The sequence below is a fragment of the Pseudomonas sp. NIBRBAC000502773 genome (assembly GCF_006517195.1).
In the GTDB taxonomy this organism is placed as follows: domain Bacteria; phylum Pseudomonadota; class Gammaproteobacteria; order Pseudomonadales; family Pseudomonadaceae; genus Aquipseudomonas; species Aquipseudomonas marginalis.
On the sequence record NZ_CP041189.1, the window covers coordinates 5213910 to 5236005 of the forward strand.

Annotated in this window: 28 protein-coding genes and 1 pseudogene; 21 read left to right on the forward strand and 8 right to left on the reverse strand. The window is 62.5% G+C overall.

The window, feature by feature from the left end; all coding sequences use genetic code 11:
* Positions 1–25 precede the first annotated feature (25 nt).
* A complete protein-coding gene (locus tag NIBR502773_RS24175) occupies positions 26–361 on the forward strand; it encodes a hypothetical protein (RefSeq protein ID WP_003209087.1) in 336 nt (111 codons plus the stop codon).
* 67 nt (positions 362–428) lie between these two features.
* Positions 429–1319 carry a pseudouridine synthase gene (locus NIBR502773_RS24180; RefSeq protein ID WP_141157131.1) on the forward strand — a complete coding sequence of 297 codons (891 nt, stop codon included), beginning with the start codon at positions 429–431 and terminating at the stop codon, positions 1317–1319.
* A gap of 55 nt (positions 1320–1374) precedes the next feature.
* On the opposite strand, the gene NIBR502773_RS24185 is transcribed toward NIBR502773_RS24180, so the two are convergent.
* Positions 1375–1596, reverse strand: coding sequence for a YgdI/YgdR family lipoprotein (locus NIBR502773_RS24185; protein WP_010211805.1), 222 nt, complete (start codon positions 1594–1596; stop codon positions 1375–1377).
* An 81-nt stretch (positions 1597–1677) separates the two neighbouring features.
* Positions 1678–2280: a molybdenum cofactor guanylyltransferase MobA gene (gene mobA / locus NIBR502773_RS24190; protein ID WP_141157132.1), complete on the reverse strand. Its 603-nt coding sequence runs from the start codon at positions 2278–2280 to the stop codon at positions 1678–1680.
* 76 nt (positions 2281–2356) lie between these two features.
* Between mobA and moaB the strand changes: the two genes are divergently transcribed.
* Complete coding sequence (gene moaB, locus NIBR502773_RS24195; RefSeq protein ID WP_027607019.1) at positions 2357–2896, forward strand: molybdenum cofactor biosynthesis protein B; 540 nt, start codon at positions 2357–2359, stop codon at positions 2894–2896.
* Positions 2880–4106 carry a gephyrin-like molybdotransferase Glp gene (glp, locus tag NIBR502773_RS24200; RefSeq protein WP_141157133.1) on the forward strand — a complete coding sequence of 409 codons (1227 nt, stop codon included), beginning with the start codon at positions 2880–2882 and terminating at the stop codon, positions 4104–4106. Before moaB ends, glp begins: the two co-directional genes overlap by 17 nt.
* 36 nt (positions 4107–4142) lie before the next feature.
* Here glp and NIBR502773_RS24205 read toward each other — a convergent pair whose 3' ends face one another.
* Together NIBR502773_RS24205 and NIBR502773_RS24210 are read right to left on the reverse strand one after the other, a co-directional pair.
* A complete protein-coding gene (locus NIBR502773_RS24205) occupies positions 4143–4472 on the reverse strand; it encodes an EscU/YscU/HrcU family type III secretion system export apparatus switch protein (RefSeq protein WP_027607021.1) in 330 nt (109 codons plus the stop codon).
* Entirely contained in the window at positions 4469–6046 is a 1578-nt protein-coding gene (locus NIBR502773_RS24210; RefSeq protein ID WP_141157134.1) for a flagellar hook-length control protein FliK, read from the reverse strand. Before NIBR502773_RS24210 ends, NIBR502773_RS24205 begins: the two co-directional genes overlap by 4 nt.
* 199 nt (positions 6047–6245) lie before the next feature.
* Between NIBR502773_RS24210 and ccmA the strand changes: the two genes are divergently transcribed.
* The 10 genes from ccmA to NIBR502773_RS24260 all read left to right on the forward strand — a co-directional run bounded on the left by ccmA (position 6246) and on the right by NIBR502773_RS24260 (position 13597).
* Positions 6246–6881 carry a cytochrome c biogenesis heme-transporting ATPase CcmA gene (ccmA, locus tag NIBR502773_RS24215; protein WP_141157135.1) on the forward strand — a complete coding sequence of 212 codons (636 nt, stop codon included), beginning with the start codon at positions 6246–6248 and terminating at the stop codon, positions 6879–6881.
* On the forward strand, positions 6878–7546 hold the full coding sequence (ccmB, locus tag NIBR502773_RS24220) for a heme exporter protein CcmB (RefSeq protein ID WP_065924458.1): 669 nt from the start codon (positions 6878–6880) through the stop codon (positions 7544–7546). The genes ccmA and ccmB overlap by 4 nt, the downstream gene beginning before the upstream one ends.
* Positions 7547–7632: 86 nt before the next feature.
* Complete coding sequence (locus tag NIBR502773_RS24225) at positions 7633–8388, forward strand: heme ABC transporter permease (RefSeq protein WP_115488089.1); 756 nt, start codon at positions 7633–7635, stop codon at positions 8386–8388.
* Positions 8385–8561 (forward strand): heme exporter protein CcmD, encoded by a 177-nt coding sequence (ccmD, locus tag NIBR502773_RS24230; RefSeq protein ID WP_003172771.1) that lies wholly within the window; start codon positions 8385–8387, stop codon positions 8559–8561. Before NIBR502773_RS24225 ends, ccmD begins: the two co-directional genes overlap by 4 nt.
* Positions 8558–9013 (forward strand): cytochrome c maturation protein CcmE, encoded by a 456-nt coding sequence (ccmE, locus tag NIBR502773_RS24235; protein ID WP_027607026.1) that lies wholly within the window; start codon positions 8558–8560, stop codon positions 9011–9013. The genes ccmD and ccmE overlap by 4 nt, the downstream gene beginning before the upstream one ends.
* A 3-nt stretch (positions 9014–9016) precedes the next feature.
* Positions 9017–11005, forward strand: coding sequence for a heme lyase CcmF/NrfE family subunit (locus NIBR502773_RS24240; RefSeq protein ID WP_141157136.1), 1989 nt, complete (start codon positions 9017–9019; stop codon positions 11003–11005).
* Positions 11002–11538: a DsbE family thiol:disulfide interchange protein gene (locus NIBR502773_RS24245; RefSeq protein ID WP_010211784.1), complete on the forward strand. Its 537-nt coding sequence runs from the start codon at positions 11002–11004 to the stop codon at positions 11536–11538. The genes NIBR502773_RS24240 and NIBR502773_RS24245 overlap by 4 nt, the downstream gene beginning before the upstream one ends.
* Positions 11535–12008, forward strand: a complete 474-nt coding sequence (locus NIBR502773_RS24250; RefSeq protein WP_092358509.1) for a cytochrome c-type biogenesis protein — start codon at positions 11535–11537, stop codon at positions 12006–12008. Before NIBR502773_RS24245 ends, NIBR502773_RS24250 begins: the two co-directional genes overlap by 4 nt.
* A complete protein-coding gene (gene ccmI, locus NIBR502773_RS24255; protein WP_141157137.1) occupies positions 12001–13185 on the forward strand; it encodes a c-type cytochrome biogenesis protein CcmI in 1185 nt (394 codons plus the stop codon). The genes NIBR502773_RS24250 and ccmI overlap by 8 nt, the downstream gene beginning before the upstream one ends.
* 16 nt (positions 13186–13201) lie before the next feature.
* Positions 13202–13597 carry a hypothetical protein gene (locus NIBR502773_RS24260; protein ID WP_141157138.1) on the forward strand — a complete coding sequence of 132 codons (396 nt, stop codon included), beginning with the start codon at positions 13202–13204 and terminating at the stop codon, positions 13595–13597.
* Between the two features lie 175 nt (positions 13598–13772).
* On the opposite strand, the gene NIBR502773_RS31390 is transcribed toward NIBR502773_RS24260, so the two are convergent.
* On the reverse strand, positions 13773–13937 hold the full coding sequence (locus NIBR502773_RS31390; protein ID WP_373682353.1) for a DUF6124 family protein: 165 nt from the start codon (positions 13935–13937) through the stop codon (positions 13773–13775).
* A gap of 81 nt (positions 13938–14018) precedes the next feature.
* Between NIBR502773_RS31390 and NIBR502773_RS24265 the strand changes: the two genes are divergently transcribed.
* The 4 genes and pseudogenes from NIBR502773_RS24265 to NIBR502773_RS24280 all read left to right on the forward strand — a co-directional run bounded on the left by NIBR502773_RS24265 (position 14019) and on the right by NIBR502773_RS24280 (position 17304).
* Positions 14019–14609 (forward strand): histidine phosphatase family protein, encoded by a 591-nt coding sequence (locus NIBR502773_RS24265; protein ID WP_141157139.1) that lies wholly within the window; start codon positions 14019–14021, stop codon positions 14607–14609.
* Between the two features lie 129 nt (positions 14610–14738).
* Positions 14739–14855 (forward strand): annotated as a pseudogene (locus NIBR502773_RS31020) (PhnM protein); the annotation flags it as partial.
* On the forward strand, positions 14855–15427 hold the full coding sequence (gene phnN / locus NIBR502773_RS24275; RefSeq protein WP_065939949.1) for a phosphonate metabolism protein/1,5-bisphosphokinase (PRPP-forming) PhnN: 573 nt from the start codon (positions 14855–14857) through the stop codon (positions 15425–15427). The pseudogene NIBR502773_RS31020 and the gene phnN, both read left to right, overlap by 1 nt.
* Positions 15428–15822: 395 nt before the next feature.
* Complete coding sequence (locus tag NIBR502773_RS24280; RefSeq protein WP_141157141.1) at positions 15823–17304, forward strand: M10 family metallopeptidase C-terminal domain-containing protein; 1482 nt, start codon at positions 15823–15825, stop codon at positions 17302–17304.
* Positions 17305–17333: 29 nt separating this feature from the next.
* Here NIBR502773_RS24280 and NIBR502773_RS24285 read toward each other — a convergent pair whose 3' ends face one another.
* Positions 17334–18215 (reverse strand): LysR family transcriptional regulator, encoded by an 882-nt coding sequence (locus tag NIBR502773_RS24285; RefSeq protein ID WP_141157142.1) that lies wholly within the window; start codon positions 18213–18215, stop codon positions 17334–17336.
* A 194-nt stretch (positions 18216–18409) separates the two neighbouring features.
* Between NIBR502773_RS24285 and NIBR502773_RS24290 the strand changes: the two genes are divergently transcribed.
* Both NIBR502773_RS24290 and NIBR502773_RS24295 read left to right on the forward strand, forming a co-directional pair.
* Positions 18410–18598, forward strand: a complete 189-nt coding sequence (locus tag NIBR502773_RS24290) for a type II toxin-antitoxin system HicA family toxin (RefSeq protein ID WP_141157143.1) — start codon at positions 18410–18412, stop codon at positions 18596–18598.
* Between the two features lie 11 nt (positions 18599–18609).
* On the forward strand, positions 18610–19014 hold the full coding sequence (locus NIBR502773_RS24295; RefSeq protein ID WP_141157144.1) for a type II toxin-antitoxin system HicB family antitoxin: 405 nt from the start codon (positions 18610–18612) through the stop codon (positions 19012–19014).
* On the opposite strand, the gene NIBR502773_RS24300 is transcribed toward NIBR502773_RS24295, so the two are convergent.
* Positions 19011–20207 (reverse strand): MFS transporter, encoded by a 1197-nt coding sequence (locus NIBR502773_RS24300; protein ID WP_141157145.1) that lies wholly within the window; start codon positions 20205–20207, stop codon positions 19011–19013. The two genes, NIBR502773_RS24295 and NIBR502773_RS24300, sit on opposite strands and share 4 nt — an antisense overlap.
* Positions 20208–20348: 141 nt before the next feature.
* Here NIBR502773_RS24300 and NIBR502773_RS24305 point away from each other — a divergent pair, with 141 nt between their 5' ends.
* Positions 20349–20972 (forward strand): DUF5666 domain-containing protein, encoded by a 624-nt coding sequence (locus NIBR502773_RS24305; protein ID WP_141157146.1) that lies wholly within the window; start codon positions 20349–20351, stop codon positions 20970–20972.
* Positions 20973–21027: 55 nt separating this feature from the next.
* Here NIBR502773_RS24305 and NIBR502773_RS24310 read toward each other — a convergent pair whose 3' ends face one another.
* Positions 21028–22032, reverse strand: a complete 1005-nt coding sequence (locus tag NIBR502773_RS24310; RefSeq protein ID WP_027607038.1) for a sulfate ABC transporter substrate-binding protein — start codon at positions 22030–22032, stop codon at positions 21028–21030.
* Between the last annotated feature and the right edge of the window lie 64 nt (positions 22033–22096).

The window sequence follows — 22096 nt, forward strand, 5'->3', positions numbered from 1 at the left end:
CAGCGATTGAATAGAGGGAACGCCCGTGGTGAATGTTGAACAACTGAAAAGCAGCGTCAATCGCATGTCTGCCGATGTCGTGCGCGACGCGGTGAACGAGCTGCGCCTCGACGGCCTGGTCACGGAAGGCAAGACGCCGTTTAACAAAGTGCATTTCAATACCTGCTTTGCCGAGATCGAGGCGTTGTTCCAGCGCGCCGGTTATCACAAGCAGCTCGATGTGGTGGGTTACCAGGGCCTGTTGTACGCGCTGTACGATCCCGGCCGCTGGGAAGCGGTGGACGTGCTGCGCTGGCTCAAGGAATTTACCGAGGCGGCGAGTGCGTCACCGGTCCTGCGCGCGGAATTGGCCAAGGCCTGAGATCCGCCCTAGGTTTCATCCCGCTTGATGCGGGATAATGCCCGCCTGTTTTTTCAAGGCTTCGAGCATGTCCACATCCGCTTTTTCCGCGTCCCAGCACCAGGCCAGCACCCTGTACCTGCCACCTGGCCCCTGGGCGACGGTGCTGGAGTGCCTGTGCGAGCACTTTGCGGCGATCAGTCGCGAACACTGGCTGGACCGCATCGCCCGCGGGCGGGTGCTGGATGTCACTGGCAGCCCGATCCCCCTGGACCTGGCCTACAAGGAAGGCCTGTGCATCTATTACTTCCGTGAAGTCCCCAACGAAAAAGTCATCCCGGTGCAGGAAACCATCCTCTACGCCGACGAGCACCTGGTGGTGGCGGACAAACCGCACTTCCTGCCCGTGACCCCGGCCGGCGAGTACGTCGAGCAAACCCTGCTGCGCCGCCTGATTCGCCGCCTGGACAACCCGGCGCTGGTGCCCCTGCACCGCATCGACCGACACACCGCCGGGCTGGTGCTGTTCTCGGCCAACCCGGCCAGCCGCTCGGCCTATCAGCAGCTGTTTCCCACGCGTCGGATCGATAAATTCTACGAGGCCATCGCCCCGGCTTTGCCTGGGCTGACGTTCCCGTTGGTACACAAAAGCCGCCTGGTGGATGGCGAACCTTTCTTCCGCATGCAGGAAGGCCCCGGTGCCAGCAACACCGAAACAGCGGTGGAGGTGCGGGAAAAGAACGGCGACTTATGGCGCTACGGCCTGTTTCCCGTGACCGGCAAGAAACACCAGCTGCGTGTGCACATGACCGCGCTGGGGGCGAGCATCTGCAACGATCCGTTCTATCCGGACGTGATCAAGGATGCGGTCGATGATTACGCCAATCCCCTCAAGCTGCTGGCCCAGGGCGTGCGGTTTATCGACCCGGTCACTGGTGAAGAACGTCGTTTTCGCAGCCTCATCACCCTCGACTGGTAACCCCCGGAAACGACAAGGCCCGCGCGAGGCGGGCCTTGTGTGCAAGCGCTGAGACTTACAGGTCTTTAACGGTGCGAACCTGATCTTTGTTGATGCGGGTACGCTTGCCATCAAGCTGTTCGAATTCGTAGAAACCCGAATCTTCGTTGTATTTCGGGGTGTCGACGGCCTGGATTTCGCGACCGTCATTCAGGGTGATCACTGTCGGCGAGGCGCAACCGGCGAGGGTAGCCAGGCCCAGTGCAAGCATGAGAGCGGCGATGGTCCGTTGAGTCATGGGTGTTGTCTCCAAGAGAATACTTTTTGATTGCTGACCTTGTGACGTGTGAGACGTCGCCAAAGTTCCTTGTGCGAAGGTTCATTCTGACACGTCAGACCTTGGGCGCAACAGCTCTGGTGTATTCAGGTTGGCCAGGCGCGGGTCATCGGTTGGGCATTTCACGCCCACGCCGCCCAATTGCAGGAGGATCTTTCGCGGGCTGCGTTCACCGGCATGCCAGGCTTGTTCTACCTCGGTTCGCAGGCCGATGGGGATGATGCAGATCAAAGGTTCCCAGAATTCACCGTGGCGCACCATCACCGGCAACAAGGGATGGCGTTGTGCGGTTTCACGCAGGTCGGCGAGGAGTCGAGTGTCGATATGGGGCACATCGCATGGCAGGATCAGCAGGTGCCCATGGCGCGCGGCGGCCAGTCCCGCGCGGATACCGGCCAATGGCCCGGGAAAGTCCGGGCTGTCGTCGCTTACCAACTGGTCGGCATAGGCGGCGTACTGCGCCTGGTTGCGGTTGCACGAGATGATCAGGTCATCGGTCAGTGGCCGTACCAGGCGCTGCACATGTGCGATCAAGGGCAGGCCGTGCCAGTCCAACAGGCCTTTGTCCTGGCCGCCCATGCGCTGGCCGCGGCCACCGGCCAACAGCAGGATCGAACAGGGCAGGGGGATTGAATCGAGTGGCATGTGGGTTCCGCGCAGGCAGCTGAACAGGGGCCTGTGATATAACATCGGGCCGTTCCTTCGACAACCGGACCGTGCCATGAAAGCCAAGGCCGATGCACCCTTCGTACCCCTGAATATCGCGGTATTGACCGTCAGCGACACCCGCACCCTGGACACCGACACCTCGGGCCAGGTCTTCGTCGACCGCCTCACCGCCGCCGGCCACCACCTGGCCGAGCGCGTGCTGCTCAAGGACGACCTCTACAAGATCCGCGCCCAGGTCGCCCACTGGATCGCTGAAGACGTGGTGCAAGTGGTGTTGATCACCGGCGGCACCGGCTTCACCGGCCGCGACAGCACCCCCGAAGCGGTCGGCTGCCTGCTCGACAAACAAGTCGACGGCTTTGGCGAACTGTTCCGCCAGATCTCCGTGGCCGACATTGGCACCTCCACCGTGCAATCCCGCGCCCTGGCCGGCCTGGCCAACGGTACCCTGGTGTGCTGCCTGCCGGGCTCCACCAATGCGGTGCGCACCGGTTGGGATGGCATCCTCGCCGAACAACTGGATAACCGTCATCGGCCGTGCAACTTCGTGCCGCACCTGAAGTTGGCCGAACCCTGTGAATCCCGTGGGTAAGCCCGGCAAGACCGGCGCCCTGATGCCGGTAGAACAAGCCTTGCAACAGCTGCTGGCGATGGCCGAAGCCGCGCCGATCCGCGATCAGCACGTGCTGCCCCTGGCCGAGTGCGACGGCCGTGTATTGGCCCAGGATCTGGTCTCCACCCTCGACCTGCCGCCCTGGCCCAACAGCGCCATGGACGGTTACGCCGTGCGCCTGGCGGATTGGACCGGTGAACCCTTGCCCGTCAGCCAGCGCATCTTTGCCGGCCAGGCACCGCAGCCGCTGGCCGCCGGTACCTGCGCACGCATCTTCACCGGGGCGCCGGTACCGGAAGGCGCGGACTGCGTGGAAATGCAGGAAAACGCCGTGGTCCACGCCGATGAGCGCGTGAGCTTCAGCGAACCGTTGCAGCTCAATCAGAACATCCGCCCCCAAGGCCAGGAAACCACCGTCGGTGAGTTGGTGCTCGCGGCCGGTACACGCCTGGGCCCGATCGAACTGGGCCTGGCGGCTTCCCTTGGCCGTGATCGGCTGGACGTGATCCGCCGCCCGCGTGTCGCGGTGTTGTCCACCGGCGATGAGCTGATCGAGCCCGGTTTGCCCCTCGGTCCGGGCCAGATCTACAACAGCAATCGCCGCGTGTTGTGTTCCTGGCTTGAGCGCATGGGGTGCGAAGTCATCGACGCAGGCATCCTGCCGGATGACCTGGAGCAGACCCGTTCCCGACTGGCAGGCTTGAGCGCGGTTGATCTGATTTTGTCCACGGGCGGTGTGTCGGTGGGCGAGGCGGATTTCCTGGGTATCGCCCTGCGCGAGGAGGGTGAGCTGGCGTTATGGAAGCTGGCGATCAAGCCGGGCAAACCCCTGACCTTTGGCCACTTCCGTGGCGTGCCAGTGATCGGCCTGCCGGGCAACCCGGCCTCGACCCTGGTGACCTTTGCGCTGTTGGCGCGCCCGTACTTGCTACGCCGCCAAGGGGTGGCAGACGTGGAGCCACTGCGCTTCGAAGTGCCGGTGGGATTCACCTGGCCCAAGCCGGGCAACCGCCGCGAGTATCTGCGCGGGCGCATCGAACAGGGCAAGGCGATCATCTACCGCAACCAGAGCTCCGGCGTGCTGCGCAGCGCGGCGTGGGCGGAGGGGTTTGTGGAGGTGTTGGAAGGCACGACGCTGGAGGTAGGTGATCGGGTCAATTTCATTCCGCTAAGCGAATTGCTCAACTGACCGCGAATCCAAATGTGGGAGGGGCGCTGCGACGATTCAGTAATCGTCGCCACGCTCGGTCACATCCCGCTCCACCGGCCGCGCATCCGGGTCATAGCCCACCGGGAACTTGCCCTTCAACGTCCAGGCAAACGCAATGATCTCGGCGATGGTGCGGTACAACTCCTCCGGGATACTGTCGCCCAGTTCCATGCGTGCCAGCAGTTTCACCAGCTCGGCATTTTCATAGATCGGCACTTCATTTTCCCGCGCCAACTTGAGGATGGCTTCGGCCAGGGCATCGTCGCCCTTGGCGGTCAGGGTCGGCGCTTGCTGGCCGTCGTACTTGAGGGCAATCGCCTGGCGTGGCGGGTTGGCGTTGTTCATGCGGTTTCATCCACCCAGCGTTGTTCCAGTCCGGTTTTCGGCCCGCGTGGCGGGGTGCCGAGGTGGCAGTCCAGGTCGCCGACATTCAGCCCCGACGACACCAGGCGCTCGCGCAGGCTGCCCAAATGGCTTTCGATCAGGCTGGCGGTGAAAGGTCGGGTTGCCCACAGTTGGCTGGACAGCTTGCCCTGGGTCAGTTGCGCCTGGACCTGCAACGGCCCCAGGGGCTCCATGTCGAAGGCCAGTTCGACGCGCCAGAGCATCTGTTTGGGCTCCTTGGAATCCTTGCGTTCGGGCTGGTCCTTGTCCGGCGCCGGCTCTTCGCGCTGGAACTTGACCTGCAACGGCACGATGTCCTGCAGGGTGCGCATGGGGATCTCCAACTGCCAGGTGGTTTGCAGGCGGCCATCAGCGGTGGTGCCGGTTTGCTCTAGGCTCGACAGCTGGTGGCTCTGCAAGCGGGAAATGGCCCCGGCGGCCAGGCGCAGCAGGTTTTCCAGGTCGCCTTCGCCCTCCAGTTTCGCCATCAGCCGCTCCGGCAGTGGGAAGCTGACCGGTGCCTGCCGTGCGCCGACCTGGCCGAGGGTGCCCAATGGGCTGCGCACGAAGTTGGGCAGCACCTGGGCCAGGGTGTTGGCGGCAAGAATGGCATTCAGGTTGGTGCTCGCGGGCAGGGCGGGCAGCAGGTCGGCGACCAGGCGCAGCAGCGCGCCCTTCATATCCAGCGGTGGCACCTGCGGGTTTTGCCCGGCGAGTAACTTGGCTTCAAGAAAGGCGCCGCTGTTCTGGATCACCTGGGCCAGCACCTTGGGATTGCTCACCTGTGCCAGGTCGGGCAAGGCCGCCAGCAAACGGTCGGCGGCAGCGCGCAGGTCGGCGGAGGTGCTGTCGCCGCGGGGCAGATTTTGCAACGCCGTGAACACCGCATCCAGGGAGCCCTGGCGACTTTGCTGGGTCGACAATTGCTGGGTGACGGCCAGTTGATCCTTGAGCCCGCTCAACGGCACAAAATTCAGGGTTTGCGCGTTCTGCACCACGGCGCTGAGCAAGCTGCCCACGCGCAACGGTTGCGGGCTTTCCAGCGTCAGGGTCGCACCGGCCATGGCGCTATTGAGTACGCTCACCAACGAACGGTAGATCGCCGGCTGCGTGGTGCCTTGGGGCAGGGCCTGGGTGGTCAGCACCTTGGCCTGCAGCAGGGTGCCTTCCGGCATCCTGGCCGTATCGATACGGGTGAGGGCGGCAACATTGGCGCTCAGGGCTTGTTGCAGGCTGATGGCCAGGTTGCCTGCGGGCGTCTGGCTCACGGCCACATTGCTGCCCAACGGCAAGGGTTGTGGGCTGCTGGCTTGCACCAGCGTCTGGCGGCCGCCTTCAAGGGTCAGCTTGAGCAACAGCTGAAACGCCTCACCGCCTTGTTTCAGGGCGAGCACCTCGGCATTCACGGTTTTGCCCGGGTCGATCAGCCCGATCTGCGGCTCCAGCAGTTTCAGCAGAGCCCCGGGCGCAGGCGCAGGGCTTTGCCCGGCTGCCGGGGTGGGAGGAAGCGTAGGAAGGTTGATCTCGCCGGTCATCGTGCGCATCGTCTCTGGGAAATAGCCCTCTTTAGCGTAGGGCATCGCATGTATAATGCCGCCCGTCTGCAAAGAGAGCGGTAAAAACCTCACAACTATTTGATCCAGCTCTCTAAAATCGGTCGCCAAAGCCGTTATTGTGCTTCTTTCTATAACGGCCGCTGCACCGCCGACTTGAACCGTAAAGGCCCGCGATCTCTTGACCAGCCCTCTTCTTGAAGCCGTAGCGCTCTCCTGTGAACGCGACCTGCGCCTGCTGTTCGAGCACCTCGACCTGCGTGTGGCGGGCGGCGACATGGTGCAGATCAGCGGCCCCAACGGCAGCGGCAAGACCAGTTTGCTGCGCTTGCTGGCCGGCCTGATGCAGCCTACGGCCGGTGAAGTGCGACTCAACGGCAGGCCCCTCGACGAACAACGCACCGAACTGGCACGCAACCTGATCTGGATCGGCCACGCCGCCGGCATCAAGGACGTGCTTACCGCCGAAGAAAACCTCAGCTGGCTCAGCGCCCTGCATCACCCTGCGACCCGCGACGCCATCTGGCAGGCCCTGGCCGCCGTCGGCCTCAAGGGGTTCGAAGACGTGCCCTGCCACACCCTGTCCGCCGGCCAGCAGCGCCGCGTGGCCCTGGCGCGCCTGTACCTGCCTGGCCCGCCGCTGTGGATTCTCGACGAACCCTTCACCGCCCTCGACAAACAAGGCGTCATCCAATTGGAACAGCACCTGGCGCAGCACTGCGAGCAGGGCGGCCAGGTGGTGCTCACCACCCACCACACCCTGGCGCGCATGCCCGTCGGTTACCGCGACCTCGACCTGGGGCGGTGGTCGGTATGAGTGTGTTTGCCCTGTTGGTCGCCCGCGAAGCCCGCTTGCTGTGCCGTCGCCCGGCCGAACTGGCCAACCCGCTAGTGTTCTTCGCCATCGTGATTGCGTTGTTCCCGTTGGCGGTCGGCCCCGAGACTAAACTGTTGCAAACCTTGTCTCCGGGACTGGTGTGGGTCGCGGCCCTTTTGTCCGTCCTGCTCTCGCTGGACGGGCTGTTTCGCAGTGATTTCGAAGACGGTTCCCTCGAACAGTGGGTCCTTTCGTCGCACCCCCTGCCACTTCTGGTCCTGGCCAAGGTACTGGCACACTGGGCTTTTTCCGGCCTGGCGCTAGTCTTGCTCTCGCCACTGCTGGCGATGATGCTGGGATTGCCCGGCGAATGCCTGCCGATCCTGTTGCTGAGCCTGCTGCTCGGCACCCCGGTACTCAGCCTGTTGGGGGCGGTGGGTGCCGCGTTGACCGTCGGCTTGAAGCGGGGTGGCCTGTTACTGGCCCTGTTGATTCTGCCTTTGTACATCCCGGTACTGATCCTGGGCAGCGGCGCGTTGCAAGCCGCGCTCATGGGCATGCCGGCGACCGGTTACCTCCTGTGGCTTGGCAGCCTGACCGCCCTGGCGGTAACCCTGACACCCTTTGCTATAGCCGCCGGCCTGAAGATCAGCGTCGGTGAATAATGAGGTCTGACTGGGCGGTATACGCATAGTCAGTAAAGACCCTACGCTTCTTGCCAAGACAAGAAGCAACCGTGATGGAAACAGCAATGAACTGGACCTGGTTTCACAAGCTCGGCTCGCCCAAATGGTTCTACGGCATCAGTGGCAGACTGCTGCCCTGGTTCAGCCTCGCCGCCGTGTTGCTGATCGGCATCGGCCTGGTCTGGGGCCTGGCCTTCGCGCCGCCGGACTACCAGCAAGGCAACAGCTTTCGCATCATCTACATCCACGTGCCCGCCGCGATGCTGGCCCAGTCCTGCTATGTGATGCTGGCGGTGTGCGGCGTCGTCGGCCTGGTGTGGAAGATGAAACTCGCGGACGTCGCCCTGCAATGCGCCGCGCCCATCGGGGCGTGGATGACCGCCGTGGCGCTGGTCACCGGTGCGATCTGGGGCAAACCCACCTGGGGCTCGTGGTGGGTGTGGGATGCGCGACTAACGTCGATGCTGATCCTGCTGTTCCTGTACTTCGGTCTTATTGCCCTGGGCAACGCGATCAGCAATCGTGACAGCGCCGCCAAGGCCTGCGCGGTGCTGGCGATTGTCGGCGTGATCAACATCCCGATCATCAAGTACTCGGTGGAGTGGTGGAACACCCTGCACCAGGGCGCCACCTTCACCCTCACCGAAAAACCGGCGATGCCCGTGGAAATGTGGGCGCCGTTGCTGCTGATGGTGCTGGGGTTCTACTGTTTCTTCGGCGCCGTGCTGCTGATGCGCATGCGCCTCGAAGTGCTCAAGCGTGAAGCCCGCGCCAGCTGGGTCAAGACCGAAGTGCAAAGCTGCCTGGGAGCGCGCGGATGAGTTTTGCTTCTTTCAGTGATTTTCTCGCCATGGGCCACCACGGCCTGTATGTCTGGACGGCCTATGGCATCTGCCTGGCCGTGCTGGCCCTCAACGTCGCCGCGCCGATCCTGGCCCGCAAGCGTTACCTGCAACAAGAGGCGCGTCGTCTGCGCCGGGAGACCGAAAAGTGAATCCGCTGCGTAGAAAGCGTCTGTTGATCATCCTTGCCATCCTGGCCGGTGTCAGTATTGCCGTGGGCCTGGCGATGAGCGCCCTGCGGGAGAACATCAACCTGTTCTACACCCCGACCCAGATCGCCAACGGCGAAGCGCCGCTGGACACGCGCATCCGCGCCGGCGGCATGGTGGAGAAGGGCTCGCTGAAGCGTTCCGGCGACTCCCTCGACGTCACCTTCGTGGTCACCGATTTCAACAAGGCCGTGACCATCACTTATCGCGGCATCCTCCCGGACCTGTTCCGCGAAGGCCAGGGCATCGTCGCCCTGGGCAAGCTCAACGCCGACGGCGTGGTGGTGGCCGATGAAGTGCTGGCCAAGCACGATGAGAAATACATGCCGCCTGAGGTGACCAAAGCCCTCAAGGACAGCGGCCAGTCCGCACCTACCCCCGCCAAGGAGGGCTAAGCCATGACGTCCGCACTGTTTATTCCGGAACTGGGCCAGTTGGCGATGATCCTCGCCCTGTGCTTTGCCATCGTCCAGGCGGTGGTGCCGTTGCTCGGCGCCTGGCGTGGTGACCGCCTGTGGATGAGCCTGGCGCAGCCGGCCGCCTGGGGCCAGTGCGCGTTCCTGGTGTTCGCGTTCGGCTGCCTGACCTACGCCTTTATGACCGACGACTTTTCCGTCGCCTATGTAGCGAATAACTCCAACAGCGCCTTGCCCTGGTACTACAAGTTCAGCGCGGTGTGGGGCGCCCACGAAGGCTCGCTGCTGCTGTGGGCGTTGATCCTCGGCGGCTGGACCTTCGCGGTGTCGGTGTTCTCGCGCCAGTTGCCGCAAGTCATGCTGGCGCGGGTACTGGCGGTGATGGGCATGATCAGCATCGGCTTCCTGCTGTTCCTGATCATGACCTCCAACCCGTTCACCCGCATCCTGCCGCAGATCCCGGCGGACGGTCACGACCTCAACCCGCTGCTGCAGGACATCGGCCTGATCGTGCACCCGCCGATGCTCTACATGGGCTATGTGGGTTTCTCCGTGGCCTTTGCCTTCGCCATTGCCGCTTTGCTCGGCGGGCGTCTCGATGCGGCCTGGGCGCGCTGGTCGCGGCCGTGGACCATCGTCGCCTGGGCGTTCCTCGGCATCGGCATCACCCTCGGTTCGTGGTGGGCCTACTACGAACTCGGCTGGGGCGGCTGGTGGTTCTGGGACCCAGTGGAAAACGCGTCCTTCATGCCATGGCTGGTCGGCACGGCACTGATTCACTCCCTGGCCGTCACCGAAAAACGCGGCGTGTTCAAGAGCTGGACCGTGTTGCTGGCCATCGCGGCCTTTTCCCTCAGCCTGCTCGGCACCTTCCTCGTGCGTTCGGGCGTGTTGACCTCGGTGCACGCGTTTGCGTCCGACCCGGAGCGCGGTGTGTTCATCCTGATCTTCCTGCTGTTTGTAGTCGGCGGCTCCCTCACTTTGTTCGCCCTGCGCGCACCGGTGGTCAAGAGCCAGGTCGGCTTCAACCTGTGGTCGCGGGAAACCCTGCTGCTGGGCAATAACCTGGTGCTGGTGGTGGCCGCGTCGATGATCCTGCTCGGCACCTTGTACCCCTTGGTGTTGGATGCCCTGAGCGGCGCCAAGCTGTCCGTCGGCCCGCCGTACTTCAACGCGTTGTTTATTCCGTTGATGGGGCTGTTGATGGTGGTGATGGCGGTCGGTGTGCTGGTGCGCTGGAAGGACACCCCGGTCAAATGGCTGGCCGGCATGCTGATGCCGGTGCTGCTCGGCAGCGTGGCCCTGGCCGTGGTCGCCGGTATCGCCTACGGCGACTTCAACTGGGCGGTGCTCGCCACGTTCCTGCTCGCCGCCTGGGTGCTGCTGGCCGGTGTGCGTGACATCGTCGACAAGACCCGCCACAAAGGCCTGGTCAAAGGCCTGTCGACCCTGACCCGCAGCTACTGGGGCATGCAGATCGCCCACATCGGCATCGCCGTGTGCGCCCTCGGCGTAGTGCTCTCCAGCCAGAACAGCGCCGAGCGCGACCTGCGCCTGGCGCCGGGCGAGTTCATGGACCTTGCCGGTTACCACTTCATCTTCGAAGGCGCCAAGCACTTCGAAGGGCCGAACTTCACGTCAGACAAAGGCACCGTGCGCGTAGTGCGTAACGGTAAAGAGATCGCCGTGCTGCACCCGGAAAAACGCCTGTACACCGTGCAGAGTTCGATGATGACCGAAGCCGGTATCGACGCCGGTTTCACCCGTGACCTCTATGTGGCCCTGGGTGAACCCTTGGGCGATGGCGCCTGGGCCGTGCGCGTGCATGTGAAACCGTTCGTGCGCTGGATCTGGTTCGGTGGCTTGCTCACCGGCTTTGGTGGTTTGCTCGCGGCGCTGGACCGCCGGTATCGGGTCAAGGTCAAGAGCCGGGTGCGTGAAGCGCTGGGTATGCAAGGAGCGGCGGTATGAAGCGTTGGTTGATGGTCGTGCCGCTGGCCCTGTTTCTCGTAGTGGCGGTATTCCTGTATCGCGGCTTGTACCTGGACCCGGCCGAACTGCCCTCGGCGATGATCGGCAAGCCGTTCCCCGCGTTCAGCCTGCCGACCGTGCAGGGTGACAAGACCTTGACCCAGGCCGACCTGCTCGGCAAACCGGCGCTGGTCAACGTGTGGGGCACCTGGTGCATCTCCTGCCGCGTCGAGCACCCGGTGCTGAACAAGCTGGCCGAGAAGGGCGTGGTGATCTACGGCATCAACTACAAGGACGACAACGCGGCGGCCTTGAAGTGGCTGGCGGAATTCCATAATCCCTACCAGCTGGATATCCGTGATGAAGACGGCAACCTCGGTTTGAACCTCGGCGTGTACGGCGCCCCGGAAACCTTCTTCATCGACGCCAAGGGTGTGATCCGCGACAAATACGTCGGCGTGATCGACGAAGTGGTGTGGCGCGAGCAACTGGCCGCCAAGTACCAGGCGCTGGTCGACGAGGCCAAGCCATGAAGCGCCTGTTAGCTGCTGCCGTGCTGGCGCTGGGCTTGGCCGGGGTGGCCCACGCTGCCATCGACACTTACGAATTCGCCAAGGACGGTGACCGCGAGCGTTTCCGCGAATTGACCAAGGAGCTGCGCTGCCCCAAGTGCCAGAACCAGGACATCGCCGACTCCAACGCGCCCATCGCCGCCGACCTGCGCAAGGAAATCTTCCGCATGCTGGGGGAGGGCAAGGACAACCAGCAGATCATCGACTTCATGGTCGACCGCTACGGTGATTTCGTGCGCTACAAACCGGCCCTCACCGGCAAGACCGCGCTGCTCTGGTTCGGCCCCGCCGGGCTGCTGCTGGCCGGCGTGGTGGTGATGGCCGTGATCGTCCGCCGTCGCCGCGCCGCGACTACCGATGGTTCCGACGCGCTATCCCCCGAAGAGCGTAAACGCCTCGACCAATTGCTGGACACCAAGACTGATGATTGATTTCTGGCTCGCAGCCGGCTTGCTGCTTCTGATTGCCCTGAGTTTCCTGTTGATCCCTGTGTTGCGTGGCCGCCGCGCCCAGCGTGAAGAGGATCGCACCGCGCTGAACGTGGCGCTTTACCAAGAACGTGTGGCCGAGCTGCAAGTGCAGCAGGACGAAGGCGTGCTCAACGCCGCCCAGCTCGACAGCGGCCGCGCCGAAGCCGCCCGCGAGCTGCTGGCCGACACCGAAGGCGTGGAAAAGCCCCGCGAATCACGCCTGGGCAAACCGCTGCCGTTGCTCGCCGCCGTCCTTGTGCCGGTGCTTGGCCTGGGCCTGTATATGCATTTCGGTGCCAGCGACAAGGTTGAACTGACCCGCGAATTCGCTCAGCCGCCGGTGTCCATGGAAGATATGACTCAGCGTCTGGAACGCGCCGCCGCCGCCCAACCGGACTCGGCGGAAGGCCTGTACTTCCTCGGTCGCGCCTATATGGCCCAGGACCGTTCCGCCGATGCCGCCAAGGTCTTCGAGCGTACCGTGGCGCTGGCCGGGCGCCAGCCGGAACTGCTCGGCCAGTGGGCCCAGGCGCAGTACTTTGCCGACAACAAACAGTGGTCGCCCAAGGTCCAGGCGCTGACCGACGAAGCCTTGAAGCTCGACCCGAAGGAAGTCACCAGTCTCGGCCTGCTCGGTATCGCCGCCTTCGAAGGCCAGCGTTATCAAGAGGCCATCGACTACTGGAGCCGCCTGCTGGCGCAACTGCCACCGCAAGACAATTCCCGCGTGGCGCTGCAAGGCGGCATTGACCGTGCCGCGGAAAAACTCAAGGAAGGCGGCGGTAGCGTGGCGCAGAAAGCGGTGATGAACGTCCGCGTGGACCTGTCCGCCGAGGTCAAGGCCAAGGCCCTGCCCACCGACAGCGTATTCATCTTCGCCCGCGCGGTAAAAGGCCCGCCGGCACCCCTGGCGGCCAAGCGCGTCACCGTTGCCGAGTTGCCCGTCACCGTCGAACTCGGCGATGCCGACGCGATGATGCCGCAGTTGAAACTGTCCAACTTCCCCGAAGTCCAACTGGTTGCGCGCATATCCCGGGCCGGTCAACCGACCACCGGCGAGTGGATCGGCCGCAGCCAACCCCTGGCCAGCAGCACCACTGCGCTGCAGCAGCTGACCATCGACAGTCCGGACAAGTAATTTCGAGGAAACGCCCATGACCGCATTTGCACGCATCACCCTGCTCAGCCTGGTAGTGGGCCTGAGCGCCTGTGCGGTCCACCGCCCACCGCCTGCGCCGACCGGCCCGACCATCCCGCCGTCAGGCCCTTCGACCCAGCCGAGCACCAGGCCCTCTGGCCCGGTGACCCCGCCGCCGAAGCCACTGCCGACCAAATCGCCCACCTTCGCCCCACCACCGGGCGCCGCCAGCCACTGGGACGGCAAGATGCAGGTCTACGTGCTCGACGACCAGCCCGACACCTTCTACCGCCAGCGCACCTACTACCGCTGGAGCAACGGCTGGAGCCGCTCCATCAGCCCCAACGGGCCATGGGAAGACACCGATGTGCACGGCGTGCCGCCGGGGTTGAGCAAGCAGTACGCGCAATGACAAAAGGCGACCTTCGGGTCGCCTTCTTCATGCCTGTGAAACCCATTCTTCCAGACACTGGAGGGCAAATGTGGGAGGGGGCTTGCCCCCGATAGCGGTGTTTCAGTTGATTAATGTCTGACTGACCTACCGCTATCGGGAGCAAGCCCCCTCCCACAGGAGATCTCCTCAGCCATCAAGCCACAGTACACTCCCGCTCCAGTGCCGCACCCACTAACAACTGCACAATCTCAACCATCTGTACCACCGCCAGCACCTGCTTGCGGCTTGAACCATCCCAGTGCTCGGGGCAGTCGTAGGCACACACAGTCAGTCGCCGACTCCAGCATCTTGCTGGCATTGCTTAAGGCCACTTCTGTGCATAGGCGGCAATATGATCAGGACCAGATTAACTCCCCACCCTTCAACGAGATGGACCCTCATGAACCTCTACGTCATACGCCACGGCGAAACGTGGGCCAACGCGGAGCACCGCTACCTCGGCGCACTCGACCCGGAACTGACCGAGCGGGGCCGGGAACAGGCTGTTTTGCTCAGCGAAAAACTACCCGGCGGTATTGAGGTGTTGATCGTTTCTCCACGCTTGCGGGCGCGGCAAACGGCGCAGATTCTTAACCGTGTGTTAAACCTTGAACCTGTGACGATTGACAGCTTCCGCGAGCGCGATGTGGGTGTGTTCGAAGGGTTGACTCAGGCGGAGGCCAAGGCCATGCATCCAGTGCTTTGGGCACAGGACATCACGCGCCAATGGGCGGCAGGGCCTGACGGTGGTGAGTCGATAGCTGATGTGGTCACGCGAGTACACCAAGGCTTGGTCCAGTTAACGTCGCTTTATCCAACACAGGTTGTTTTGTTGGTGGCACATGGTTTTGTGGCAAAGGTGATTCGTGCATTGGCCAGAGGGGACTTCTCGGATTTCTACACCTGGCAGCTTTCAAATGGGGCGATGTTGGCTCTGGAAGATTTCGAATTGAAGATACTTCCGGCTATCTCGCCCTTTGAAACGGACTGAATCACCGCAACACGCGACTTTCAAAAAACCTCACCAACCCGTCAGGGTTGAGCAAGCATTAAGCCCGGCAAATATTGAGGCGGCGCGCGCTTCAGTAACGTGGTCGCTGCCGAGGGATTGCTGGATATACTTTCCAGTGCGGGGAAAATCGCCATTGGCCTGCGCGCCGACCTGGTCCAAGCCAGGAGCCGCGCAGGGCTACCCGTGGTGCAACCAGTCTGGCGACAAGCGAAGAGGGTGTTTTGATGGCGGGCAGGTTGATCTATCTGATAGGGCCATCGGGTTCGGGCAAGGACAGCCTGTTGGAGGCTGCACGCCCACGATTGGCCGAACGCGGTTGCCGGATTGTGCGCCGGGTGATCACACGCTCGGCGGAAGCGGTGGGTGAGGCGGCCCAGGGTGTCAGCCCGGAGCAATTCGCCGTGATGCAGGCCGAGGGCGCGTTTGCCCTCAGTTGGCACGCCAACGGGTTGTCCTACGGCATCCCCAAGGTCATCGACGAATGGCTGGCGGCGGGGGAAGACGTACTGGTCAATGGTTCCCGCGCGCACCTGGCGCAGACCCGCGAGCGTTACCCGGATATGTGGGTGCTGTTGCTGACGGTGGATCAAGCCGTATTGCGCCAGCGCCTGGTGGCGCGGGGGCGTGAGGCCCAGGTGGATATCGAGGAGCGCCTGGCGCGCAATGCGCGGTTCACCACCGAACTGATCGCCGGCAATGGCTCAGGGTTGTTTGTGCTGGATAACTCCGGGCCACTGGAACACACGGTCGAGCGCCTGCTGTGTTGCCTGAACTCGGGGCACTCCGTATGCGCCTGACCAATGATGCAAGCCTGTGCCGTCAACCGCGCAGCGCATTGATCGAGTGCGGCATGGGGCATGTCAAGCGGCGAAATCCTGACAGGCCGTGAACTCGGCGGAAAAAGTTAAGTGCATGTATCTGTCTGAGGGCGGATTTGGTGTAGTCAAATCAGCGTCATTGTGTAGGATTTTGTTTTTTTTCTGAGAATCCAATAAGTTTTTTGGCGCGAAAGTGTGTGTTCAGTTGTTTAAAGTGCAAGCGGTTTATTGCATGTCTTAACGAATGTTGCGCCACCTTAGTGTGTTTCAGTAGGAACTAAATCAGTGCTGTCCTGAGTGTTTTCTACATGGGAGCTTATTGCGTCGATTCTGATTGACTCGGCTCATTAACTTACTGTAGGGAGCGCTATCTCATGATTAACTCTGAGTTTTCTCGTCTCAACGTATCACTTGAAAACCTGCCGCCTTCCGATTCTGGCCCCTATGGTGTGGGCGCCGGTCGCAAACCAACCTTCACAACGGAGCAGGCCGGAAAGTACATCACCCGCAATAACCTGCACTTCCACGACCGTAATGGCGACAAGCGCATCGACCTCTCCTATACGGTAGACCCGACGTTCAGCGCCGCGCAGCAACGCCGAGTGCGCCAGGCGGTGCAACATTGGGAGGAGGTGGCCAACATCAGTTTCAAGGAACGGGCAGCCGGCGCCGATGGCACGGTTCACATCAAAAACAACCCGCGCGGTGACCGTGGCGTCGCCAGCTCACCCTCGCGCGGCATTACCACCACCACGGCCACGGTCGGCACACTGCGAGAAAGTAGTTCGCCTGCGCTGGGCAGCCACTTTTCGGTCACTGCCGTGCATGAGATCGGCCATGCCATCGGCCTGCAGCATCCTGGTGATTACAATGGCGGCGGTGCTGATTACAACAATGGTGCCAAATATGCCGGCGATACAAAGGCGCGCAGTGTGATGAGCTACTGGTCGGAGAAAAACCAGGCTGGTCACGACTTTCGGTATTCGAATCCCTCTGCCCCGATGATGGATGACATCGCTGCCGTTCAGCGGCTCTATGGGGCCAATCACAAAACCCGCAACACCGACACCACCTATGGCTTCAATTCCAATACCGGCTGCGAAGCCATGACCCTCACCAGCGCCAGGGATAAACCTATCTTTTGCGTATGGGATGGTGGCGGTAACGACACCCTGGATTGTTCCGGGTTTTCCCAGAACCAGAACATCAATTTGAACGCCGAGTCGTTTTCCGATGTGGGCGGCTTGAAGGGCAATGTTTCCATCGCCAAGGGCTGCGTGCTTGAAAACGCCATCGGTGGGGCCGGACGTGACGTGTTGACGGGGAATGAGGCAGACAATCGGCTCAAGGGCGGCTTGGGTGCAGACAGGCTGCGGGGCGGCGGCGGGGCGGATATTTTTGACTACGACAAGGCCAGCGACTCCACACCGCAGCAGCCTGACCTGATCGAGGACTTTACCAGCGGGACGGACAAGATTGACGTCTCGGGTGCATTGAGAGAGGCGCGCGTCGGAGCCCTGACGTTCACTGATCGGTTCACGGGTCGCGCCGGCGAGGCATTGCTCAGGCACGACGCGGCCACGGGGCGTTCAAGCCTGGAGATAGATCTGAAGGGGAGCGGCAGCGCCGACCTGGTGGTCAAGAGCATTGGCCAGATCAAACCTGCCGATGTGCAGTGGCAGGGGCAAAAGCCGGAAGTGAACCCCGCACCGAGGGTTTTCCCCACACCAGCCCCTGCGCCCCCGCTTGATACCAATACGGACCCGATTGCCGCGTTGCGGGAGGTGATGGCCAAGGCGTTGGCGGCCTTGTTGCAATGGATGCAAGGTATCGTCCAGTCGGATGCCCGCAGATAACATTGCCACATAACGAGGCGCTGACAGGCTCAGGCCTTGATCAGCGCCTGCACATAGTCGACAAACGCTCGCGCCTTGGCACTTGCCATGCGCCCGGAAGGGAACACCGCCCATAAATCCCGCGACGGCAATGCCCAGTCAGTCAACACGGCCTTGACCTCGCCGCTGGCCAGCTCCGGAGAAAACATCCAGGTTGACGACAGGGTCAGCCCCAAATGACTCAGCACGGCTGCGCGCGCACCTTCGGCTGCAGTGACGCGCACACGGCCCTGGGCGACGATGGGGGCGAGGGTATCGCCTTGGGTGAAGTTCCAGTGCGCGCCTTCGCCACGGGTGTAGATGATTGCCTGGTGTTGCATCAGGTCGGCGGGGGTAGCGGGTTCGCCGAAGCGTTCGAAGTAGGCGGGGGTGCCGAGGATGACGCAGGGCGATTCGCCGATCTTGCGCGCCGTGAGGCTTGAATCATTCAGGTTGCCCATGCGCAGGGCAACGTCGATACCTTCTTCCACCAGGTTGAGGCTGCGGTCATCGAGCACCACGTCCACGTTCATCCCGGGATATTGCGCCAGGAACGGCCCCAGGTGCGCAATGATGTGCAGGCGGGCGAAGGTCACCGGCGCGCTGATCCGCAGGTTCCCCGAGAGTCCGGAGCCTGCACCGCGCGCCGCTTCGTCGGCCGCGTTGGCCTCATCGATGGCGCGCTTGGCTTTATCGAAAAACGCCAGCCCCGCCTCGGTTGGCGTCAGGCCTCTTGTCGAACGCATCACCAAGCGTACCGCCAGCCGTGCCTCCAATTGCGCGATGCTCTTGGACACGGCCGGTTGACCGATGCCCAGGCGCTTGGCGGCGGCGGAGAACGAGCCGGTCTCGACAACGTGGACGAAGGTTTCCATGGCGGTGAGACGGTCCATCGGGTGTTCCTTGCTGGATTGAGCGCATCGCGAGGCAGCGCGGCGTACAAGCCTAAGGGTAATGCCCATGGAGTGTCATCCGGTTGGTGGTTTTCAACATGGCGCAAAACAACCATCAGTCAGCCTGACCTATTTTGTGCTTGAGTGAAGATAACTCTAGGGTTACTTTTTTAGGCCAAGCCAAGGAGACTGGGGTGCAAAGCAGGCTATTGATCAAGGAGCTGCAAGAGGCGGGTTGGGTGCTGGATCGGGTCACGGGCAGTCATCCTACTTTTACCCACCGCTATAACCCGTACACGATCCCGGTGCCGCATCCGAAGAAGTATCTGCCGCTGGGCACCATCAGAAGCATCAGGAAACGTGCCGGGCTGTTTCAGTTTTAAGGAGAGCATTCATGCAATACCCAATCTCTATCGAATGGGGCGATGACTTCACCGCCACCGGTATCCAGATCCCCGATATTCCAGGTGCAGTCACCGCCGGGGACAGTTTCGAAGAGGCCTACAACGCCGCGGTGGAAGTCGCGCACATCCTGCTGCAGGAGATCGCCGCAGAAGGCGGGGTGATTCCGATGCCAACGTCGGTGGCCGATCATCACACCCACGAAGATTACGCCGGGATGGGCTGGGGTATGCTCGAACTGGACATCTCGCCCTATCTGGGCAAGACCGAGAAGGTCAATGTGACCTTGCCCGGCTATGTCATCCAGCGAATCGACCGCTATGTGCGCGAGCACAAGGTCAAAAGCCGCTCGTCATTTCTGGCGGATGCGGCTTTGGAGAAGTTGGTGCGTTCTTAGGCGGTGGCGACAGCCGTTTGCCGCGACGCACTGAGGAAACGCAACAACGCTACCAGCGGGAACGCGCTGCCCACCAGCATCACGCCCAGCCAGCCGCCGTGTTCGTACACGCTGCTGGCAATCGCCGAGCCGAAGGCACCGCCGATGAAGATGCTGGTCATGTACAGCGCGTTCAAGCGGCTGCGGCTGTTGGCGTCGAGTGCATAGATGGCGCGTTGGCCGAGGACCATGTTCATCTGCACGCAGAAGTCCAGGACCACGCCGGTCACCGCCAGGCCGATCACGCTGTACAGTGGGTGCACAAAGGCCGGCAGGAAGCTCAACACCGCAAAGACCATGGCCAGCAGCGACGCGCGGTGGGTGTGGCCGGCATCGGCCAGGCGTCCGGCGATGGGGGCGGCAATGGCGCCGATGGCACCGACCAGGGCGAAGATCGCGATCTGGGTCTGGCTCAGGCCATGGTTGCGCACCAGTTCCAGCGGGGCGGCGGTCCAGAACAGGCTGAACGTGGCGAACATGCAGCCTTGGTAAAACGCACGTTGACGCAGCAGCGGTTGTTCTCGCAACAGGGTGCCCAGGGAGCGCAGCAATTGGCCATAGCTGGCGCTGTGGTCCGGCTGGCGCTTGGGGATGGTCAGCATCAGCACCACGCTGATAAACACCATCAACGCGGCGGCCGCCATGAACATCGCGCGCCAGCCAAAATGGTCAGCCACGACGCTGGACACTGGCCGCGCCAGCAGGATGCCCAACAGCAGCCCACCCATGATGCTGCCGACCACCCGACCCCGAGACTCGGCGGGCGCCAGGTGTGCGGCCAGGGGGATCAGGATCTGTACCGACACCGAACTGAAGCCGATCAGCAACGACACCATCAGGAACAGGTTCGGTTGTTCGGTAAAGGCAGCACCCAACAGGCTGGCAATTGCCACCACGGTCGTGATGATCATCAGCTTGCGGTTTTCCAGCAGGTCGCCCAGGGGGACCAGGAAGAACAGGCCGAGGGCATAGCCGATCTGCGTCAGGGACACAATCAGGCTGGCCATCGCCGGGGTGAGGCCGATGTCCGGTGCGATCAGTTCGATGATCGGCTGGGCGTAGTAGATGTTGGCGACGATGGCGCCGCAGCAAAACGCAAACAGCATCACCATTGCGCGGGTCATGGTGCTCGTAGCGTGGGGGGTGGCATTCATGGTGTTCTCATAAAAGCGAAGGTAGATGGCGAGCGAGAGTAAAGACAAGGCTCAACGGCGAGTAGGCCGTTTGTGGTGATATCACTTATGCCGGGTGATGATACATTCAGACACAACTGCCGAAACAGGAAATCCAGCGCCATGCAAATCACGCTCAACAAGATACTCCTGGCTTCAAGCCTCGCTGCTGCAATGGCCCTGGGCCTGGCCAATGCCGCCAATGCCGCCGATGCGCCGCGCGTAGGCGTACGCGGGGCAATCACCGCGATGGACGGTGATGCGATGCAGGTCAAGGTCAACAGCGGTGAAGACGTCACCGTGCACCTGACCAAGGACACCCAGGTGCGCGCCGTCACCCTGGCCAGGATCGATGAAATCAAGCCGGGCAGCTACATCGGCTCGGCCGCCATGCCCAACGCCGACGGTACCCTGACGGCGCTGGAAGTGCATGTGTTCCCACCGGCCATGGCCGGCACCGGCGACGGGCATCGGGCGTTTGACCTGAAGGAAGGCAGCAGCATGACCAACGGCACCGTCGGCGACCTGGTGGTCAGCAAAGGGCGGACGTTGACCGTGAAATACAAAGGCGGCGAACAGAAGATCGTGGTGCCGGAGGATGTGCCGATCGTCAACCTGGAACCGGGGGACCGCAGCTTGCTCAAGCCGGGGGTGAAGGTGGTGTTGTTTGCCGCGCAGGGGGCGGATGGGAAAATCACTGCCCAAGCCATTTCAGCCGGCAAGGATGGCGTGACACCGCCGATGTAACTGCAAAACCCAGATCTAAATGTGGGAGGGGCAAGCCTCCTCCCACATTTGTCAGTTACTGACCGGAGTAGATCTGGTCGAAAACCCCACCATCATTGAAGTGGGTTTTCTGCACGGTGCGCCAGTCACCAAAGGTCTTCTCCACCGACAGGAAGTCGACTTTCGGGAAGCGGTCGGTGTACTTGGCCAGCACCTTCGGATCACGCGGGCGCAGGTAGTTGTTGGCAGCGATTTCCTGGCCTTGCGGCGACCACAGGTACTTCAGGTAGTCTTCTGCCGCCACGCGAGTGCCTTTCTTCTCGACCACTTTATCCACCACCGACACCGGCGGCTCGGCTTCGGCGGAGACGCTTGGGTAGATCACTTCGAACTGATCGCGACCGAATTCACGGGCGATCATTTCGGCTTCGTTCTCGAAGGTCACCAGCACGTCGCCGATCTGGTTGGTCATGAACGTGGTGGTGGCGGCGCGGCCACCGGTGTCCAGCACGGGCGCCTGTTTGAAAAGCTTGCCGACAAAGGCCTTGGCCTTGTCTTCGTCGCCGCCGTTCTTGAGTACATAACCCCAGGCCGACAGGTAGGTGTAGCGGCCGTTACCCGAGGTTTTCGGGTTGGGCACGATCACCTGCACGCCATCCTTGAGCAGGTCCGGCCAGTCTTTCAGGGCTTTGGGGTTGCCCTTGCGCACGATGAACACGGTGGCCGAGGTAAACGGCGCGCTGTTGTTCGGCAGGCGGGTGACCCAGTTGTCCGGCACCAGTTTGCCGTTGTCGACCAGGGCGTTGATGTCGGTGGCCATGTTCATGGTAATCACGTCAGCCGGCAGGCCGTCGATCACCGAGCGCGCTTGTTTGCTGGAACCGCCGAAGGACATCTGCAGGGTCAGCTTGTCGTTCGGGTGCTCGGCTTCCCAGTGCTTCTGGAAGGCGGCGTTGTAGTCCTTGTAGAAATCGCGCATCACGTCGTAGGAGACGTTGAGCAGGGTGACCGGTGCGGCCTGGACGGCGCCCGCGAGGGCAAGGCCGGCGGCCAGGAGAGAGGCGCTTACGAGTTTTTTCACTGCTCATTCCTTGTTGTTCGGGAGAAGAGGGGAGGCATATTGCCAGCGACTATAGCCGGGGGCA

Excerpts from the sequence above, each read along its gene's own strand:
- NIBR502773_RS24180 (WP_141157131.1), top strand. The coding sequence starts at position 429 with ATGTCCACATCCGCTTTTTCCGCGTCCCAGCACCAGGCCAGCACCCTG.
- NIBR502773_RS24185 (WP_010211805.1), bottom strand. The coding sequence starts at position 1,596 with ATGACTCAACGGACCATCGCCGCTCTCATGCTTGCACTGGGCCTGGCT.
- mobA (WP_141157132.1), bottom strand. The coding sequence starts at position 2,280 with ATGCCACTCGATTCAATCCCCCTGCCCTGTTCGATCCTGCTGTTGGCC.
- moaB (WP_027607019.1), top strand. The coding sequence starts at position 2,357 with ATGAAAGCCAAGGCCGATGCACCCTTCGTACCCCTGAATATCGCGGTA.
- NIBR502773_RS24205 (WP_027607021.1), bottom strand. The coding sequence starts at position 4,472 with ATGAACAACGCCAACCCGCCACGCCAGGCGATTGCCCTCAAGTACGAC.
- NIBR502773_RS24210 (WP_141157134.1), bottom strand. The coding sequence starts at position 6,046 with ATGACCGGCGAGATCAACCTTCCTACGCTTCCTCCCACCCCGGCAGCC.
- ccmB (WP_065924458.1), top strand. The coding sequence starts at position 6,878 with ATGAGTGTGTTTGCCCTGTTGGTCGCCCGCGAAGCCCGCTTGCTGTGC.
- NIBR502773_RS24225 (WP_115488089.1), top strand. The coding sequence starts at position 7,633 with ATGAACTGGACCTGGTTTCACAAGCTCGGCTCGCCCAAATGGTTCTAC.
- ccmD (WP_003172771.1), top strand. The coding sequence starts at position 8,385 with ATGAGTTTTGCTTCTTTCAGTGATTTTCTCGCCATGGGCCACCACGGC.
- NIBR502773_RS24240 (WP_141157136.1), top strand. The coding sequence starts at position 9,017 with ATGACGTCCGCACTGTTTATTCCGGAACTGGGCCAGTTGGCGATGATC.
- NIBR502773_RS24245 (WP_010211784.1), top strand. The coding sequence starts at position 11,002 with ATGAAGCGTTGGTTGATGGTCGTGCCGCTGGCCCTGTTTCTCGTAGTG.
- NIBR502773_RS24250 (WP_092358509.1), top strand. The coding sequence starts at position 11,535 with ATGAAGCGCCTGTTAGCTGCTGCCGTGCTGGCGCTGGGCTTGGCCGGG.
- ccmI (WP_141157137.1), top strand. The coding sequence starts at position 12,001 with ATGATTGATTTCTGGCTCGCAGCCGGCTTGCTGCTTCTGATTGCCCTG.
- NIBR502773_RS24260 (WP_141157138.1), top strand. The coding sequence starts at position 13,202 with ATGACCGCATTTGCACGCATCACCCTGCTCAGCCTGGTAGTGGGCCTG.
- NIBR502773_RS31390 (WP_373682353.1), bottom strand. The coding sequence starts at position 13,937 with ATGCCAGCAAGATGCTGGAGTCGGCGACTGACTGTGTGTGCCTACGAC.
- NIBR502773_RS24265 (WP_141157139.1), top strand. The coding sequence starts at position 14,019 with ATGAACCTCTACGTCATACGCCACGGCGAAACGTGGGCCAACGCGGAG.
- phnN (WP_065939949.1), top strand. The coding sequence starts at position 14,855 with ATGGCGGGCAGGTTGATCTATCTGATAGGGCCATCGGGTTCGGGCAAG.
- NIBR502773_RS24280 (WP_141157141.1), top strand. The coding sequence starts at position 15,823 with ATGATTAACTCTGAGTTTTCTCGTCTCAACGTATCACTTGAAAACCTG.
- NIBR502773_RS24285 (WP_141157142.1), bottom strand. The coding sequence starts at position 18,215 with ATGGACCGTCTCACCGCCATGGAAACCTTCGTCCACGTTGTCGAGACC.
- NIBR502773_RS24295 (WP_141157144.1), top strand. The coding sequence starts at position 18,610 with ATGCAATACCCAATCTCTATCGAATGGGGCGATGACTTCACCGCCACC.
- NIBR502773_RS24300 (WP_141157145.1), bottom strand. The coding sequence starts at position 20,207 with ATGAATGCCACCCCCCACGCTACGAGCACCATGACCCGCGCAATGGTG.
- NIBR502773_RS24305 (WP_141157146.1), top strand. The coding sequence starts at position 20,349 with ATGCAAATCACGCTCAACAAGATACTCCTGGCTTCAAGCCTCGCTGCT.